Below are 14,238 nucleotides of genomic sequence, written 5' to 3'. Positions count from 1 at the left end.
CTATGATTGATATTTTTTCGTCATGATGTCCGTAAAAATGGCCATCATCTCTTCCCGCGAACAGTTCATTCGCATGCCGATGTCGATTGCCGCTTCCATCGCTTCCACAACGGCGGTGCGCCGGTGCCGATCTCGTTCTTCCGTACCGACTTTGGCTACGAATGTGCCGGTTCCTTGCTTCGTGCGCAGCAACCCTTCATTCTCCAGGTCTTGATAGACGCGCCGCACCGTAATGACACTGCAATTCAATTCGCTCGCAAATTCGCGAATGGAAGGCAGCAACGTCCCTGCTTCGATCTGACCGCTTATGATAAGAGAACGCAATTGCACTTCTATTTGATGATATAGCGGCTCAGCGCTATTCTCGTTCAATTGAATCGGAATCCACACCTTAACACCTCTTTTCCCGTTATGCTTCTCGCAGGCATCTAGTTATGCCAAGTCCCTCGTTTGAAGCTTTCGCCTCGACAGCCGGTATGACAAAGCAAGGCTCCCGAGCCCAATGGCTATCGCAGCAAGCGGCATAACGACATTCATTCTCTGCGCCTGTTCAATCGTAAACAAGACGACGTTCGAGCCGAGCGCCTGAACCATGACAGCGACAGCCACCAATAAGAGCATGGAGAGCATCGATAAGTAAAAATATATCTTCCCTTTGAAGCCTAACTCCATGTAAATGTATAGGGCCGAAACGATGAACGCATAGCCGATCCAAGTGAAGGCATACACCAAAAACGGGCCTGCGGACAACAGATTCCGTATGCTTGCCGCAAAAACATACTGTATGGCGAAGAAGAGGATTGCGTTGCCTATCAGCGCAATGAACAGGAGCAATATTCGCGCCAAAATCATTTCTTCCAACTTGACGGGCAGCACCCGCAACCGTCCCAGCGATTTCGTATAAGAATCTTCCCTTAAATACCTTGCCGATTTCCGCGAAAAGAAAAAACCGAGCATGGGAATGAGAATGAGAAAGTAAAAATCCATAAAAAAACCGAACGTTTTGCCATCCTTCGTACCTAGAATCCCTTGCAGCATCGGGACCGACATCCCCCCAATATAAAGGTTGAAAATAACGGTCCAAACCAGCGGTACATGAATTCCTATAAATTCCAACTTCGTAATCATCCAAGCGTTTCGAAGCCGTTCCATGCGCTCACCCTTTCAACTTGCCGTTGCATGTGTATACTGTATATAATCTTATGCACAGTATACATTGCGATCCGGCTGCCGTCAACATCTATAGAAGACCAATGTTTGGAAAATGATATTTTCATTGCAAATTATCTCTCTTCTTTTGTCTTCATTTGCAACCTTTCAGCCGTCTGCAAACATCATAGTATAATGAGGAGTGAGGAGGAAGGTTATGAATCCGGAGCAGGAATGGATCGAGCGGTTGCGCCAAGGAGACGGTTCCGCCTTGTCGAAGCTGATGGACCGGTACGGCAACGATGTGTATCGCACCGCCATATTGCTTATCAAGGACCGCCATCTGGCAGAGGACATTAGCCAGGAAGCTTTTCTCGCCGCTTTTCAAAAGATTCGGCAGTTTCGCGGTCAGGGCAGCTTGCGCGCTTGGCTGCTGCGGATTACAGTCAATCTATGCCGAAGCAAAATGAGGCTCGCCGCCTGGAAACGCTTGTTGTACCGCGATATGACGGATGATGCGATTCCCAGTACGGAGCCGGGACCGGAGCAAGCGGCGGCCCGTTTATCGCTCATGTCCGACATTCAACAATTGCCGTATAAGTATAGGGTCGTTATCGTGCTGTATTACTATCAGGAGTTAACGATAAAGGAAATCGCCGCGGCGCTCGGGGAATCCGAAGGAACCGTCAAAAGCAAATTATCGCGCGGCAGAACGCTGTTAAGAAGCAAGTTAGAGGAAGGAGATGGGGTCGATGGGGCAACCATCTAAACATAACATTCGTTCCGCCTTGGAACGGGAATTAGCCGATGCCGAGTTCACCGATATCATGAAGCGACGGGTTCTGCAGCGTGCCAAGCCGTCTTTCTGGGAGCGTGAAATTCGCATCCCCGGTTCGGCCGCCGCCGCCGTTTGTCTGCTTGTCATTGCAGGCGGCTGGTTGTGGCTGGATTGCGCCGACTCGTCTTCGTCCTATCTCAAGCAGATGCAGGCCGTCATCGAAGAAGAACGCCGCGATATCGGCACAGTTGAGCGGTACGAGTCCGAGTTGATTGCCATGAACGGAGGCGTATATTACAAAGAGCAGCTTCAGAAGGGATGGGAGCGATGATTCGGATCAAAGTCAAAACGTTGGCGCTCGGACTCGCCGGACTATTCCTTCTATCGGCGGTTGCCTATCTTGCCATGCCCTCCGTTCTATACAAAATGCAAAAATACGATGCGGTGTTAACCTATTTTCCTAACAGCAAAGAAGCGCCCGAGGCGTTGTACTGGGCGGCGGAAACGATGGTGCCGTTTCCGGGTCAAGATCATCTGTTGTTCGTCTTTCCGACTGCGTCGTCGTACTCCCATGGAGAGCGAAACTCCAAACGGCAGTTGGCCTACGCCGAGAAACTGTTGGAGCGGCTGCTGTCGGAATATCCGGACTATCGCCATGCCGGTATGGCTCGTTGGAAATTGGCAGACTTATATATGGTCGGGGAAAAATGGGATGAGGCGGAGAAGCTGTACCGGGAGATTGCGCAAGACGATAGCACGTATGGCGAACGCCGCAAAACGGCAAAAATGCATGCGGCGATGCTGGCTTCGCGGCATGTTCGTCCTGATGCCGCCCCTTCCGTAACAGGAAGCGTGCAGATCGGCGACGCTCCCGCCGCGGATGCGTATGCCGTACTTCGCCGCAAAGGAGAGAACGTGTGGCATAGCCCGCCCTTCGGTTATTATCCGATGGCGCTGACGGATCGGGACGGCACATTCCGCTTCTACGATGTCGCCCCAGGCGAATACGAGATTGGAGTCGGCTTGCGGAAAGAGAAGGTCGACGGCTATTATCTTGCCGAGCCGGCGAACCAAACGGTCGTTGTGACGGAAGGAACGACCGCCGAATATGACGTTCGGTTCGTCCCGCAAGTGAAAGTGGTAAACCCGACGAATAAAGAAACGATTGCCGAAGACGTCATCCGCTTCGAGTGGGAGCCGTACCCCGGCGCGGATTATTATAAACTGACCATTTCGGCGATAGATAATGTCCGGGAGGGCGAATCGTACGATACGTTCCCCATTGCATTGGAGGATACGTGGCGCGAGCCCTATGCGGAGTACGGCATCGAAACGCTGCGCACGGTGCCGCGCGGATATGGCAAGACGTCGGACGGAGAAGGGAGAACGCAGTTGTCTCCGGCCGCGATTCTAGGCGCCGTCTATCCAGGAGGCAAATTCGTCTGGTCTGTCGACGCATACGACAGCGACGGCTTAAAAATAAGCAGTTCCAGCGGCTATTATACCTCCTTCGACAACAACCTGCCTTTCTTCTCTCTGGACGATAAGGAGCAGTTGAAAGGCGACAAGCTTGTCGTCGAAGGCAAATACGAAGAAGCGATGCAAACGTACGAAACGGAGCTCCACAACCCATATGCGCTGCGCGCGCTCGCGATCATGCATTTGCACGGCATTACAATGAATGACGAGGGCGATCCGCAGACGGCGCTGAGCTACTTGCGGCAAATTCCGCATCCGAGCCCGTTCGATCGGGAACTGATGCGCGAAACGGAAGCTCGGGCGAGAGAAAGCGACGGCAAGCAAAACTGATGAATCCGGGCGACGGTTAGGCGAAACAGAGAGATGGAGGCCATCAGCCCTGCATCTACTCATTTCGCCTTCTATCGAAATCCCTCTCCCTCAGAAAAGCGGGCCGATCAATGGAATGTGAGGGTAACGACGGTCCGGGCCTCTCAATGATGAAAGTTGGCACACTGAACTAGGGGGATATCGACAGAAGGCGGGGAATGGAGCAGTATGACACAACGCATAAAAACAAAATCGCCTTATTTACGAATCTTCATTCGCAAATAAGGCGATTTCATTTCCTAAGGCAAGCCTACAATCCGAAAATGGCGTCGATCATCGGTTTCGTATGCCCGCCCGGATAGAGAACGTACAGCAAAGTGTACACCATGACGCCGGTAATTGCCGAACCGAACCAGATGACGGCCGTCACCCTGCCCCATTTGCGGTGTTTGGCGAACCGTTTTTTAAATGCCAGGACCAATGTCGTCAAGCCGAATACAGCCGCGATCGTCGCCAGCGTAATATGGAAAAACAAGAAAATATGATAGTACAGCTTCAAATTTTCGGGACCGCCCCATGACGTATTGCCGACGAAGATCGTCCTCGACATATAAATGACGAAAAAGACGATCGCCGCAATAGCTGCTGCAATCATCGTCTTCTGATGCGCTTCGCGCCTGCCCTTTACGATCAGGACCCATCCGATCGCCACGAGTATGGCGCTAATCACGATAAACGACGTGCTGATCGTCGGAAAGATCGTATACAAATCCATCTGTTTCCCCATCCTTTCCCGATGCCGTTCTATGCTTTGTTTAATTGACCGGTTTCCGGTATCACATCCATGATATCATCGTCTTTGCTCTCGCGCTTGAACCAATGAATAAAGACATAGGCAAGCACCGAGCCGTTGACGAATTCCTGTATTAATTTCATTGCAATTCCGCCGATCTGCTGGTCCTCCAGCGGCGTGAACAAGTTGAAAAATGCCGGTCCCTCATACAGCTCCAGCAATACCGCCGGGTCTCCCGAGAAACAGTAGCCCATCGCCTGCGACCATATCTCCGGATCGTTATAGGTCGCATATACCGGGGCGCCCGCGAAAATAATCAACCCGCATGCTGGCGTAATTAATACGCTGTTCAAGAAGATATAGCCCATCTTCTTGACGTCGGACATATTGTTCCATTCCGGTACCGGACATAGAAGCGGCCACCACATCATCATGGACGTGATAAACAAGGCGATATAATAGAGCCGATGCACCGTAAAGTTTAGCATCACGTAATCGTGAACGGCCGGTACGTGATAGAGCGAGAATAAGACGTTAAACAAAACGGCCGCAAAAATCGGATTCATGAGAAAACCGAATTTCCGCAACGGATTGTATTTCAATATCGCTCGCCACAACCAGGCCGGCGTCCCCATTAGCAGCAAAGGCGGCGCGATAATGTACGACAGCGCCATCGCCACCATATGGAAGCTGAACATCATATGGCTAAGAAAGCTGATCGGACCCCCTTGCGCCACATATAGCAATACCATTCCGGTGACAAACGATATTTTCTTGGCAAGCGAGATCTTGTCCGAATCGGCAAAGCGATGTCTCATCGGCCCTACCGCCATCAGATATGCGATTGTTGCCAAAAGCATAAAGCCGAGGAACAACGGGCTCCATAAATCAGAGAAGCTAAAATATTCCAAACCAAGCATGAGGTACCTCCTATCCGATCAGCTTCTTTTTTTCGCAACGATTTGAAAAAAAGAGGGGGCATCTTGTCGAAGCCCTCCTCTTCCCATTTTACCACCAAACCCAGTAGATTGCCATAATGATGCATGTGAAGGCGATGACCGCCCCGCCGAAGATGAATATGATCGGCATCAGGTGACCGCGGTCTTTCATATGCATCCAGTAAGCCATCTGGATGACCACTTGCAGCACGGCCATGACCAGCAAAATGATAATCGTAAATGTCGCATTGACTTCAAGCGCCGCAACCGCCGCGAATGCAATCAGCGTTAAGACGATCGAGAAGATGAACGCGACGATATGCTTTTGGGGACCTTCATGCCTATGCCGGTGTTGGGATTGTTTCGGAGCGGCTTGATCCGTTGTCATCGATTACCCCACCTTTCCCATCAAGTAAACAACCGTAAAGATGAAAACCCAAACGACGTCGATAAAGTGCCAGTAAATGGCCGCCACATATACTTTCGGAGCTGTAACGAAATTCAAGCCTTTGCGGAATAACTGCGCGATCAGCAAGGAGATCCATACGATCCCGAACGCCACGTGCGCCCCGTGAAAACCGACTAGCGTATAGAACGAAGAACTGAATGCGCTCGTCGTAAACTTATGACCTTCATGGACGTATTCAACGAACTCGTAAATTTCCAAACCGAGAAACGCTAATCCTAATATAACCGTAACGATCAACCAATTGAGCATCGACTTGACGCGATAACGATGCATCGCCTGAATCGCGAATACGCTGGTCAAGCTGCTGACCAAGAGAATCATCGTTGCGGCGAAGACCATAGGCAATTGAAACAATTCGCTTGCGGCCTTCCCGTCGGCGATTTCGTTGCGAAGCGCCAGAAACGTCGCGAACAGCGTACCGAACAGGACCGTCTCTCCGCCAAGGAAGAGCCAAAATCCGAGAACCTTATTGCGTCCTTCCAAGGTCGCCTTTTCCGGTTCTTGCGGCCAATTGCTCTCGTTAAACTCTACTTGGTGTTCTGCGTGCGCGTTCATGCTTTAACCCCCTTGTCGTTCAGTTCATCCGGCTCGATATGCCAGCCGTGATCGTCCACGATCGAACGGGCGGCCATGCTTGCGAACGTAATCACCAAACCGATGATGGCAACGATGTAATTGTTGAACAACATGCCGACAAAAGCGTTGCCGAACGTATCTTTGGCGAACATAAAGCCGAAACCTGCGATAAACAGACCGACCGACATCAAGAAAGGCAAGATGGAGGCGGACGGCATATGAATCGGTCCAACCGGCTCGGCAGGCGTCATTTCCTTATTGCCGGCCATTTTTTCTTTCCAATAAGCGTCATATCCGCGAACGAGCGGAGTTTGTTTAAAGTTGTATTCCGGCGGCGGCGAAGGAATCGTCCATTCGATCGTACGCCCGTCTTGCCACGGATCGGCAGGAACTTCGCCGCGTTTCTTCGCGGATACGACGATGTTCAGCAGGAAGAAAATCGTACCGACGCCCATCAGGAACGCTCCGATCGAACTGATCAAGTTCATCGTGTCGAATCCTTGGTTCGGCAAATAAGTAAATACGCGGCGCGGCATTCCGATCAATCCAAGGAAATGCTGCACGAAGAAAGTGAGATGGAAACCGATATAGAACGTGACAAATGTTAATTTGCCCAACGTCTCGTTCAGCATCCGTCCGAACATTTTCGGCCACCAGTAATGGAAACCGGAGAACAAACCGAGTATCAAGCCGCCGACGATAACGTAGTGGAAATGCGCGACGACGAAATACGTATCGTGATACTGATAGTCGGCCGGCGCGGCAGCGAGCATAACACCGGTTACCCCGCCCATAACGAAAGTCGGAATAAATCCGATCGCGAACAAGCTTGCCGTATTAAATGTAATTTGCCCGCCCCACATCGTAAAGATCCAGTTGAAAATCTTGATCCCGGTCGGGATCGCAATCAACATCGTAGCGACGGCGAACAAAGCATTGGCGATAGGCCCTAAACCGACGGCAAACATGTGGTGCGCCCATACCATGAAGCCCAAGAAGCCGATCAGCATGGTTGCGAATACCATCGAGCTGTAACCGAACAACCGCTTTCTGGAGAACGTGCTGATGACTTCGGAAATAATACCGAATGCCGGCAAAATCAAAATGTAAACTTCAGGGTGTCCGAAGATCCAGAAAATATGCTGCCATAAAATCGGGTTCCCCCCGTTGGCAACTTCGAAGAAGTTCGCTCCGAACAATCTGTCGAACGTCAGCAAGACCAGTCCGACAGTAACGGCCGGGAATGCGAACAATATAAGCGCGGACGTAATAAACGCCGTCCATGTAAACATCGGCATACGCATAAACGTCATGCCAGGCGCGCGCATCGTGATAATCGTCGCCAGGAAGTTAATGCCCCCGAGCAACGTACCGATCCCGGCAATCTGCAAGCCGATCGTATAAAAATCGACCCCGTGCGTAGTGCTATATTCGTTCGTTGCAAGCGGAACGTAGGAAGTCCAGCCCGCATCCGGCGCTCCGCCTACGATCCAGCTCAAATTGAGCAGCAAGCCGCCGAAGAAAAACGTCCAAAATCCAAGCGAGTTCAAAAATGGGAACGCAACGTCGCGCGCTCCGATCTGCAACGGTACGATCGCGTTCATTAACGCGAAGATCAGCGGCATCGCCGCCAGAAAAATCATCGTCGTACCGTGCATCGTAATCAATTCGTTAAATACTGCCGCAGAAACGAATTCCATCTTCGGTCCCATAAGCTGGATCCGAATGAGAATGGCTTCTATCCCGCCGATCAGGAAGAATAGACCCCCGGCAATAAGATAAAGAATTCCGATCTTTTTATGGTCTACGGTCGTAATCCAGTCCATCAAACCCCGATACCGTTTCACCGAATGAGCCAAGGTATGTACCCCCTTTATTTCGCGCTGTTTTCATTGTAAGTTAATTTTTGTTCCGCTAAATATTTCGCAATGCCGTCAAGTTCTTCCGGCGTTAGAGGCACCGCTGGCATTTTGTTGCCCGGTTTCACTCTTTGCGGATCGGCGATCCATTCCTTCAAGTTTTGTTCAACCGGTTGTTCCCCGGGACCGGTACCGTTCAACAGTACGCCCGCTACCGCTTCCTTGCTGCCGATGCCCGTAAGGTTAGGGAATGTCGGCGCGCCTTGGTCGCCAATCGCATGGCATGCCAAGCATTGCGATTTGAAAACTTCCCGGATGTGCTCATCTTCCGGCAGAACGGCCGGCGCTTTCATTTCTTCGACCCATTTGCCGAACGCAGCTTCGTCGACCGCTACGACTTTGAAATCCATCAGAGCATGCGAAGGTCCGCACAACTCGGCGCATTTCCCGCGGTAGACGCCGGCTTTCGGCGCTTCAAAATATGCTTTATTAATGTTGCCTTCCGTATTCGTGTCGATTTTCCCCATTAATGAAGGAATCCAGAAGGAATGCAGAACGTCGGCGGTCTTCAATTGAAGAGAAATCCGCTTCGTAGTAGGAACGACAAGCTCCTGGGCCGTGGTCACGCCATATTGCGGATATTCGAATTCCCACCAATATTGATGCGCTGTCACCTTCACTTGAACGGCATTTTCGTCCTTGGAGTGATCCTCGGCGAATTGAAACACGTATTTCACTGTAGGAACCGCTAAAATAATTAAAAGGACAATCGGAATTACGGTCCAAATAATCTCCAGCTTATGATTCCCTTCCACTTGCTCTGGAATTTCGTTTTGCCCTTTGCGTCTCCGGAATCTGAACAATACATAAAAGGTAAGAGCAAAGACGACAACCATTACGAATCCCATGATGGCGATCGACAGTTTTATCAATCCGAATTGCTCTTCCGCTACCGGCCCTTGCGGATTCAAGGCGGACAAATCCGCTCTTCCGCAAGCGGATAGTAATAACGTTAAACCCGCCAACACTGGGAGGAGTCGTTTTACCGCATGCCACCGATTCATCATTAATCAACCCCACTTTTTACGTTTTAGCCAATTGCCAATTTTATGCATAAAAAAAAGGCAATTCACTTGTTAAACACAGAAGTCAAACGTCTTGTCAATTAAGACCATCACGTATAAATATAAATTTCCTTCACCTTTTTGTCAATGTTTTCAAGCCAGTTCACAAATTGTTCTCAAAGCTGTCAAAATCGCACCAGCCCTGAATTTGCAAACGCTTACAATAATAGCTTACGCTTTAATCCGTCAATGATGTCAACCGGAAGCTAAAAGCGGCCATCGCAACACAATTGTCACAATTTAGACACTTTATTCCATATTATCGCCGATATGCTTTTCTTTTATTCGAAAACCGCCGTCAACAGCGCGTTGCCGCGCATCGCCGAAAAAAAGCCGCCAATGCGAAAGCGAGCTTCACAAAGACGGCTGTGCAATTATGATCAAGAATCCAATTTCACCAATTCGTTTTCAACAAGGAGAGTCAATTCCTCCTCATACCCTCCCATAATGTGGTACTTGCGGACATATTCCTTGACAAACTTTCTCGGATCCTTAGGTCGGAAAATTCGCGCCATTTCCTTGATACTTTCCTTCACTTCGTTATGTCCTTTCGTTGCCATGAAGATTCCCTCCCAAAGCGTAATCGAGTATGCTCCATATTAGAGAACGCAGTAAATATTCAACTTTTCCCACATGATGTAAGACAATGCCTGCAGCACCTGTTCGTTACATTATATCATATTCCAGTCAAGTTAAAAACCGCAAAGGACAAATGTAAATATTTGACTTGTTTCATGATATTCCCTCTTTCTTTTTCGAAAACTCTATTCTCTTACTTTCATTACACTTTTGTATAAATAGAATAGGCTAGTGTATAATAATACTAGAAGCTTCCTTATTTATATTGCGTCTACATATTATATCGGCCAACCACATTTATACGAGGAGAGTTTACGTGAAATCGATTCGAAATTTGGGGATAGGAAGAGAGATTTGGCTCTTATCCTTTGTTTTGTTTTTAGTGGAGTTTGCAAGAGGAGCCACTCTGGTCAGTTTCGTCCCAATCTACGGAAAAGAAATATTGATTATTAACGCCACCATGATCGGCGCCGCCATTACCGCGCATTATTTAACCGACACAGGATTGAAAATCGTCATCGGCTACTTGCTCGACCGCTTTTCCATTCGTTTTATCGTCCATTCGGGACTGCTTATTTCGCTTATTGGCATGTTTATGTTCCAGTACGGCTCGAGGCCCGGCCTCTTTATTCTTGCCTCAGCCCTTTACGGCGTCGGAATGTCTCCGATTTGGATCGTTTGCTTGTCGAAAGTATCCCCGGAACGGCGCGCGACGCAGATGGGGTATCTATATACCATTTGGCTGATCGGTATGGGACTCGGCCCTGTCGTGTGCAATCTTCTGATCGACGCGAGCCCGAAGCTGACCTATTGGATTTTGGTGCTGCTGACGCTCGGCGCCTGGTTCCTCTCGATGTTCATTTCCAACGAGAGGCAATCGAGCATCGATACGATTCCGCTGCGCACCCAGCTGCGGATGCTTGGAGAGCGATTGCGCATGATGAGGCCGCTTCTGCCCGGCATGATTTTGCAGACGACCGGCGCAAGCATGATCGTGCCGATCTTGCCGAGTTTCGCCCAAGGATCGCTGGCGCTGACGAGCGGACAATACTCCCTGCTGCTTCTGCTTGGCGGCGCATGCGCCGTCGTCGGGCTTATTCCGATGGGCAAGCTTGCGGACCAGTTCGGTCGCAAATGGTTTCTCGTCATCGGATTCGCGATTTTCGCGTTTGCGCTTTATTCGTTATCGATGCTGCCGTCCTTGCGGCTCACCTTTATATGGGCGATCGTGCTCGGCCTTTCCTACTCGGCCGTTCTGCCCGCATGGAACGCGCTGCTCGCTTCCTACATCCCTCCTTCCCAGAAAGGGCTCGGCTGGGGGCTTTTCTCCACGGTGGAAGGAATCGGCGTCATGATCGGGCCGGTGCTGGGGGGATTTTTGTCGGACATGTATAATGAACAAACGGTCGTTATGATCAGTGCGGTCTTGTTCGGATTGATCGCTCTATTCTATATTCTTTATCCTATAAGATCCTCCAAAGGCGAAGCGCTGTAATAGGCTGCAATTAGGAGTTCGTCTCTTATCCATCTAGCGGAGGGGATGCGGTATGGCTGGAGAGGAGCCATTATACGGAAGCGCAGTTCATTGGATCGGTACCTTTATCGCAGTAAGCGTCGTTTTAGCGATTGTGATCGGCATGATCGCCGTTGTCCGTATGACGGCCGACGATTCGGAGAAGCATCGGGAGTTGAAAAAATATTTCGAAGCGCTGTTCGGAGGAGCTGTGTCGCCCTACGATCCGGAGAAACCGTCGGACCGTACGGCGGCTGAGCCCGCTTCCGCGGAACCGTTCGAAGAAGACTGTCCCGCTTGCGGCGCCGCCGCAACCCACCGCGATGAGCATTGTCCTTCCTGCGGCTTGCGATTGTTCTAAGACTTACAATTTCGGTTGCGGGATGCATGCCAACAATAGCCTTGAGCGTTTCGCGAATACTACCCACGTGAGGCGGATATCCGGAATTAGTGACAGATTCATTGCTTCGAACCGTCATCGGTTTCTTGATGCTGGAATAATGTTGGAACAATGCGGGAAATGGCGTCGGATTGCCGATGAAAATAGTGGCATGCGACCGGGCGCATGATCGCAAGCGGAAAGGGAACCATAGATTAGTAACTTAGCATAAGGGGGTTGCATATATGGATCGCGACGGCAGCGACATGAACCCGATCTCGAAGGAGCGCGTCGAGGTGGACGGCATATACACCAACGAATGGGGAAGAGAGGAGCATCTGCACCGCGGACAGACGTTCCCGGCGGACGTTCAGCTCGGCGTGACGGAATGGGAACTGAAGGAATATATGTTCGACAATCATCATGAAGGACAAACCGATCCAAGACTCGTTCCCAAAGCGGACGACAAAGAGGAAGGCGAAAAACTCGTTCATCCTCGCGGGCATAGGGATCGCCAAGACAAGTAATCATTGCTGCCTTGCCCTGGCGGAGCGCCATCCGCCGGCAAGGTTTTTTTGATGTGTGTTTGCGCGCCTGCAGCAATTTTGTCGCTAACGGATGCAGGAGACGTTATTTGAACAAAATCGAGGCTTTTTAATATGTAACGGAAATGAGGGACCTTATTTGCCGTCATTCGTTCATTTCTCCATACATAATCAACGAATAAGAGCGCTAGGTTCCGTTATAATCCGAGAAGAATGAGCTTTGCCACTTTAAGGTCTTTCAGTTCCGTTACATTTTGAACGCCGCACTCGTGCCTCTATAGTTTGTCGACAATTTCTTACTGTTCGTCAGATTTTGTAAGATTAATGAAAATTGTTCTATCCTTTTCTATGAAGGATATGATTAAATAAAAGTATCTGATTACCAAAATCTACTTATTTAAAGGAGGTTTCCGGATGGAACCCAATATCCCGAGAAAAACGTCTTCCGGACTGGATGAAAATGTGGCGGGACTGCTTTGTTACATTTTGACGTTCGTTACCGGCATCATTTTTGTATTGATTGAAAAAGACAGCAGGTTTGTACGTTTTCATGCATTGCAGTCGATTTTCACCTTTCTCCCGCTCTTTGTCGCTCAAATGATTTTGGCGGGCATTCCTTTCATCGGTTGGATCTTTTCTTCCCTCATCGGACTTCTCATTTTCATTCTATGGATCGTTACGATGATTCAGGCGTTTCAAGGCAAATGGTTTAAATTGCCGCTCGTCGGCGATTTGGTGGAGAAACAGCTGAACAAATAAAAGATTGCGCTCCCGTTCCGTTGTTGTATAATCAATAGCAAATGGCAGAAGAGGAACGACGGCAAGGGGAGAGGCGTTTGTATTTTTTTGTAATTAACCGGCAGGCGGGAAACGGAAACGGCATGCGCGTCTGGCGCAAGATGGAGCGGACGTTGCGGGAGCGGAACATCGAGTACCGCTGCGCGGTAACGGACGTTGCGGAGCAAGCGCGGATGCAGGTGCGGGAAGCGCTCGCCGCCTGGCCGCTGCGCGCGGTCGCAGTGATCGGCGGCGACGGCACGATCCGCAGCGTCTTGCCGGAGCTGAGCGGCAGGGATGTGCCGCTCGCGGTCATTCCGGCGGGATCGGGCAACGATACCGCCCGGGGGTTCGGCATCCCGCGCAAGCCTTTGGCCGCGCTGGAGGTGCTGTTGTCAGGTCGATGCCGGCGCATCGACCTGATCGGCGTTGACGGCGAGCGTTCCGTTACGGCGCTCGCCGTCGGATTTGACGCCGCCGTCGCGGAAGCGGTCAACAACGGCGGCTACAAGAAGTGGTGCAACCGCCTCGGCATCGGGCGGGTTGCGTATATCATCGGAATTATGCATACGCTAATCCGATTTCGTCCCGCCCAGCTCCGGCTCGAGCTCGACGGCGAGCGGACGGCGACGTTCGCCGATGCGTGGATGGCCGCCGTCGCCAACGTCGCAACATATGGCGGCGGCCTTCGCATCTGCCCGCAGGCGCAGCCTGACGACGGCTTGCTCGACGTCTGCGTTGTCCACGGCTGTACGAAATGGCAGCTTCTGCGCCTTTTCCCTACCGTATTGCAAGGCAGGCATACGAAGCTGCCGTATGTGACAATGCTGCGCGCATACGCCGTTTCCGTCTCCTCCGAGTTGCCGCGCATCGCATACGGCGACGGCGAACCTTGCGGCGCAACGCCGCTAAGCGCGCAGGCCGAACCGCAAACGTTGCTCATCGTGACCCCATAGATTTGATTTGACGTG

General features: G+C 50.8%; 17 protein-coding genes. 8 read left to right on the top strand and 9 right to left on the bottom strand.

The features are described 5' to 3' along the window. Positions 1-390, bottom strand: a complete 390-nt coding sequence (locus KQI79_RS03250) for a GntR family transcriptional regulator (protein WP_216536789.1) — start codon at positions 388-390, stop codon at positions 1-3. 42 nt (positions 391-432) lie between these two features. Further along, positions 433-1,152 (bottom strand): hypothetical protein, encoded by a 720-nt coding sequence (locus tag KQI79_RS03245; RefSeq protein ID WP_216536788.1) that lies wholly within the window; start codon positions 1,150-1,152, stop codon positions 433-435. Positions 1,153-1,366: 214 nt separating this feature from the next. On the opposite strand from KQI79_RS03245, the gene KQI79_RS03240 reads away from it, so the two are divergent. From KQI79_RS03240 to KQI79_RS03230, 3 genes are read left to right on the top strand one after another with little or no spacing between them, the layout of a single operon-like run. Continuing rightward, a complete protein-coding gene (locus tag KQI79_RS03240; protein ID WP_216536787.1) occupies positions 1,367-1,918 on the top strand; it encodes an RNA polymerase sigma factor in 552 nt (183 codons plus the stop codon). Then, positions 1,902-2,258, top strand: coding sequence for a hypothetical protein (locus KQI79_RS03235; protein ID WP_216536786.1), 357 nt, complete (start codon positions 1,902-1,904; stop codon positions 2,256-2,258). Before KQI79_RS03240 ends, KQI79_RS03235 begins: the two co-directional genes overlap by 17 nt. Next, positions 2,255-3,736, top strand: a complete 1,482-nt coding sequence (locus tag KQI79_RS03230; RefSeq protein WP_216536785.1) for a hypothetical protein — start codon at positions 2,255-2,257, stop codon at positions 3,734-3,736. The genes KQI79_RS03235 and KQI79_RS03230 overlap by 4 nt, the downstream gene beginning before the upstream one ends. 289 nt (positions 3,737-4,025) lie before the next feature. Here KQI79_RS03230 and KQI79_RS03225 read toward each other — a convergent pair whose 3' ends face one another. The 7 genes from KQI79_RS03225 to KQI79_RS03195 all read right to left on the bottom strand — a co-directional run bounded on the left by KQI79_RS03225 (position 4,026) and on the right by KQI79_RS03195 (position 10,034). Next, entirely contained in the window at positions 4,026-4,490 is a 465-nt protein-coding gene (locus tag KQI79_RS03225; RefSeq protein WP_216536784.1) for a DUF420 domain-containing protein, read from the bottom strand. A 29-nt stretch (positions 4,491-4,519) separates the two neighbouring features. Continuing rightward, positions 4,520-5,428, bottom strand: coding sequence for a cytochrome c oxidase assembly factor CtaG (gene ctaG / locus KQI79_RS03220; RefSeq protein WP_216536783.1), 909 nt, complete (start codon positions 5,426-5,428; stop codon positions 4,520-4,522). Between the two features lie 88 nt (positions 5,429-5,516). Further along, positions 5,517-5,834 carry a cytochrome C oxidase subunit IV family protein gene (locus tag KQI79_RS03215; protein WP_216536782.1) on the bottom strand — a complete coding sequence of 106 codons (318 nt, stop codon included), beginning with the start codon at positions 5,832-5,834 and terminating at the stop codon, positions 5,517-5,519. Between the two features lie 3 nt (positions 5,835-5,837). Further along, the gene (locus KQI79_RS03210) at positions 5,838-6,470 is read right to left on the bottom strand and encodes a cytochrome (ubi)quinol oxidase subunit III (RefSeq protein ID WP_216536781.1); all 633 of its coding nucleotides are present in this window, start codon (positions 6,468-6,470) and stop codon (positions 5,838-5,840) included. Then, positions 6,467-8,317 carry a cytochrome c oxidase subunit I gene (gene ctaD, locus KQI79_RS03205; RefSeq protein ID WP_216536812.1) on the bottom strand — a complete coding sequence of 617 codons (1,851 nt, stop codon included), beginning with the start codon at positions 8,315-8,317 and terminating at the stop codon, positions 6,467-6,469. The genes KQI79_RS03210 and ctaD overlap by 4 nt, the downstream gene beginning before the upstream one ends. A gap of 47 nt (positions 8,318-8,364) precedes the next feature. After that, the gene (gene coxB / locus KQI79_RS03200; RefSeq protein ID WP_216536780.1) at positions 8,365-9,417 is read right to left on the bottom strand and encodes a cytochrome c oxidase subunit II; all 1,053 of its coding nucleotides are present in this window, start codon (positions 9,415-9,417) and stop codon (positions 8,365-8,367) included. A gap of 437 nt (positions 9,418-9,854) precedes the next feature. Then, positions 9,855-10,034: a hypothetical protein gene (locus KQI79_RS03195; RefSeq protein WP_216536779.1), complete on the bottom strand. Its 180-nt coding sequence runs from the start codon at positions 10,032-10,034 to the stop codon at positions 9,855-9,857. Positions 10,035-10,369: 335 nt separating this feature from the next. Between KQI79_RS03195 and KQI79_RS03190 the strand changes: the two genes are divergently transcribed. The 5 genes from KQI79_RS03190 to KQI79_RS03170 all read left to right on the top strand — a co-directional run bounded on the left by KQI79_RS03190 (position 10,370) and on the right by KQI79_RS03170 (position 14,223). Then, complete coding sequence (locus tag KQI79_RS03190) at positions 10,370-11,548, top strand: MFS transporter (RefSeq protein WP_216536778.1); 1,179 nt, start codon at positions 10,370-10,372, stop codon at positions 11,546-11,548. Between the two features lie 52 nt (positions 11,549-11,600). Further along, entirely contained in the window at positions 11,601-11,927 is a 327-nt protein-coding gene (locus tag KQI79_RS03185) for a zinc ribbon domain-containing protein (RefSeq protein ID WP_216536777.1), read from the top strand. A 263-nt stretch (positions 11,928-12,190) separates the two neighbouring features. Beyond that, a complete protein-coding gene (locus KQI79_RS03180; protein WP_216536776.1) occupies positions 12,191-12,472 on the top strand; it encodes a transposase in 282 nt (93 codons plus the stop codon). Positions 12,473-12,904: 432 nt separating this feature from the next. Beyond that, on the top strand, positions 12,905-13,249 hold the full coding sequence (locus KQI79_RS03175; RefSeq protein WP_216536775.1) for a DUF4870 domain-containing protein: 345 nt from the start codon (positions 12,905-12,907) through the stop codon (positions 13,247-13,249). A 77-nt stretch (positions 13,250-13,326) separates the two neighbouring features. Next, complete coding sequence (locus KQI79_RS03170; protein ID WP_216536774.1) at positions 13,327-14,223, top strand: diacylglycerol/lipid kinase family protein; 897 nt, start codon at positions 13,327-13,329, stop codon at positions 14,221-14,223. Positions 14,224-14,238 lie beyond the last annotated feature (15 nt).

Source organism: Paenibacillus sp. MSJ-34 (assembly GCF_018918005.1).
Lineage (GTDB): Bacteria > Bacillota > Bacilli > Paenibacillales > Paenibacillaceae > MSJ-34.
Note: the sequence above shows the minus strand (reverse complement) of the source record. Positions and strands in the feature narration are given on the sequence as shown.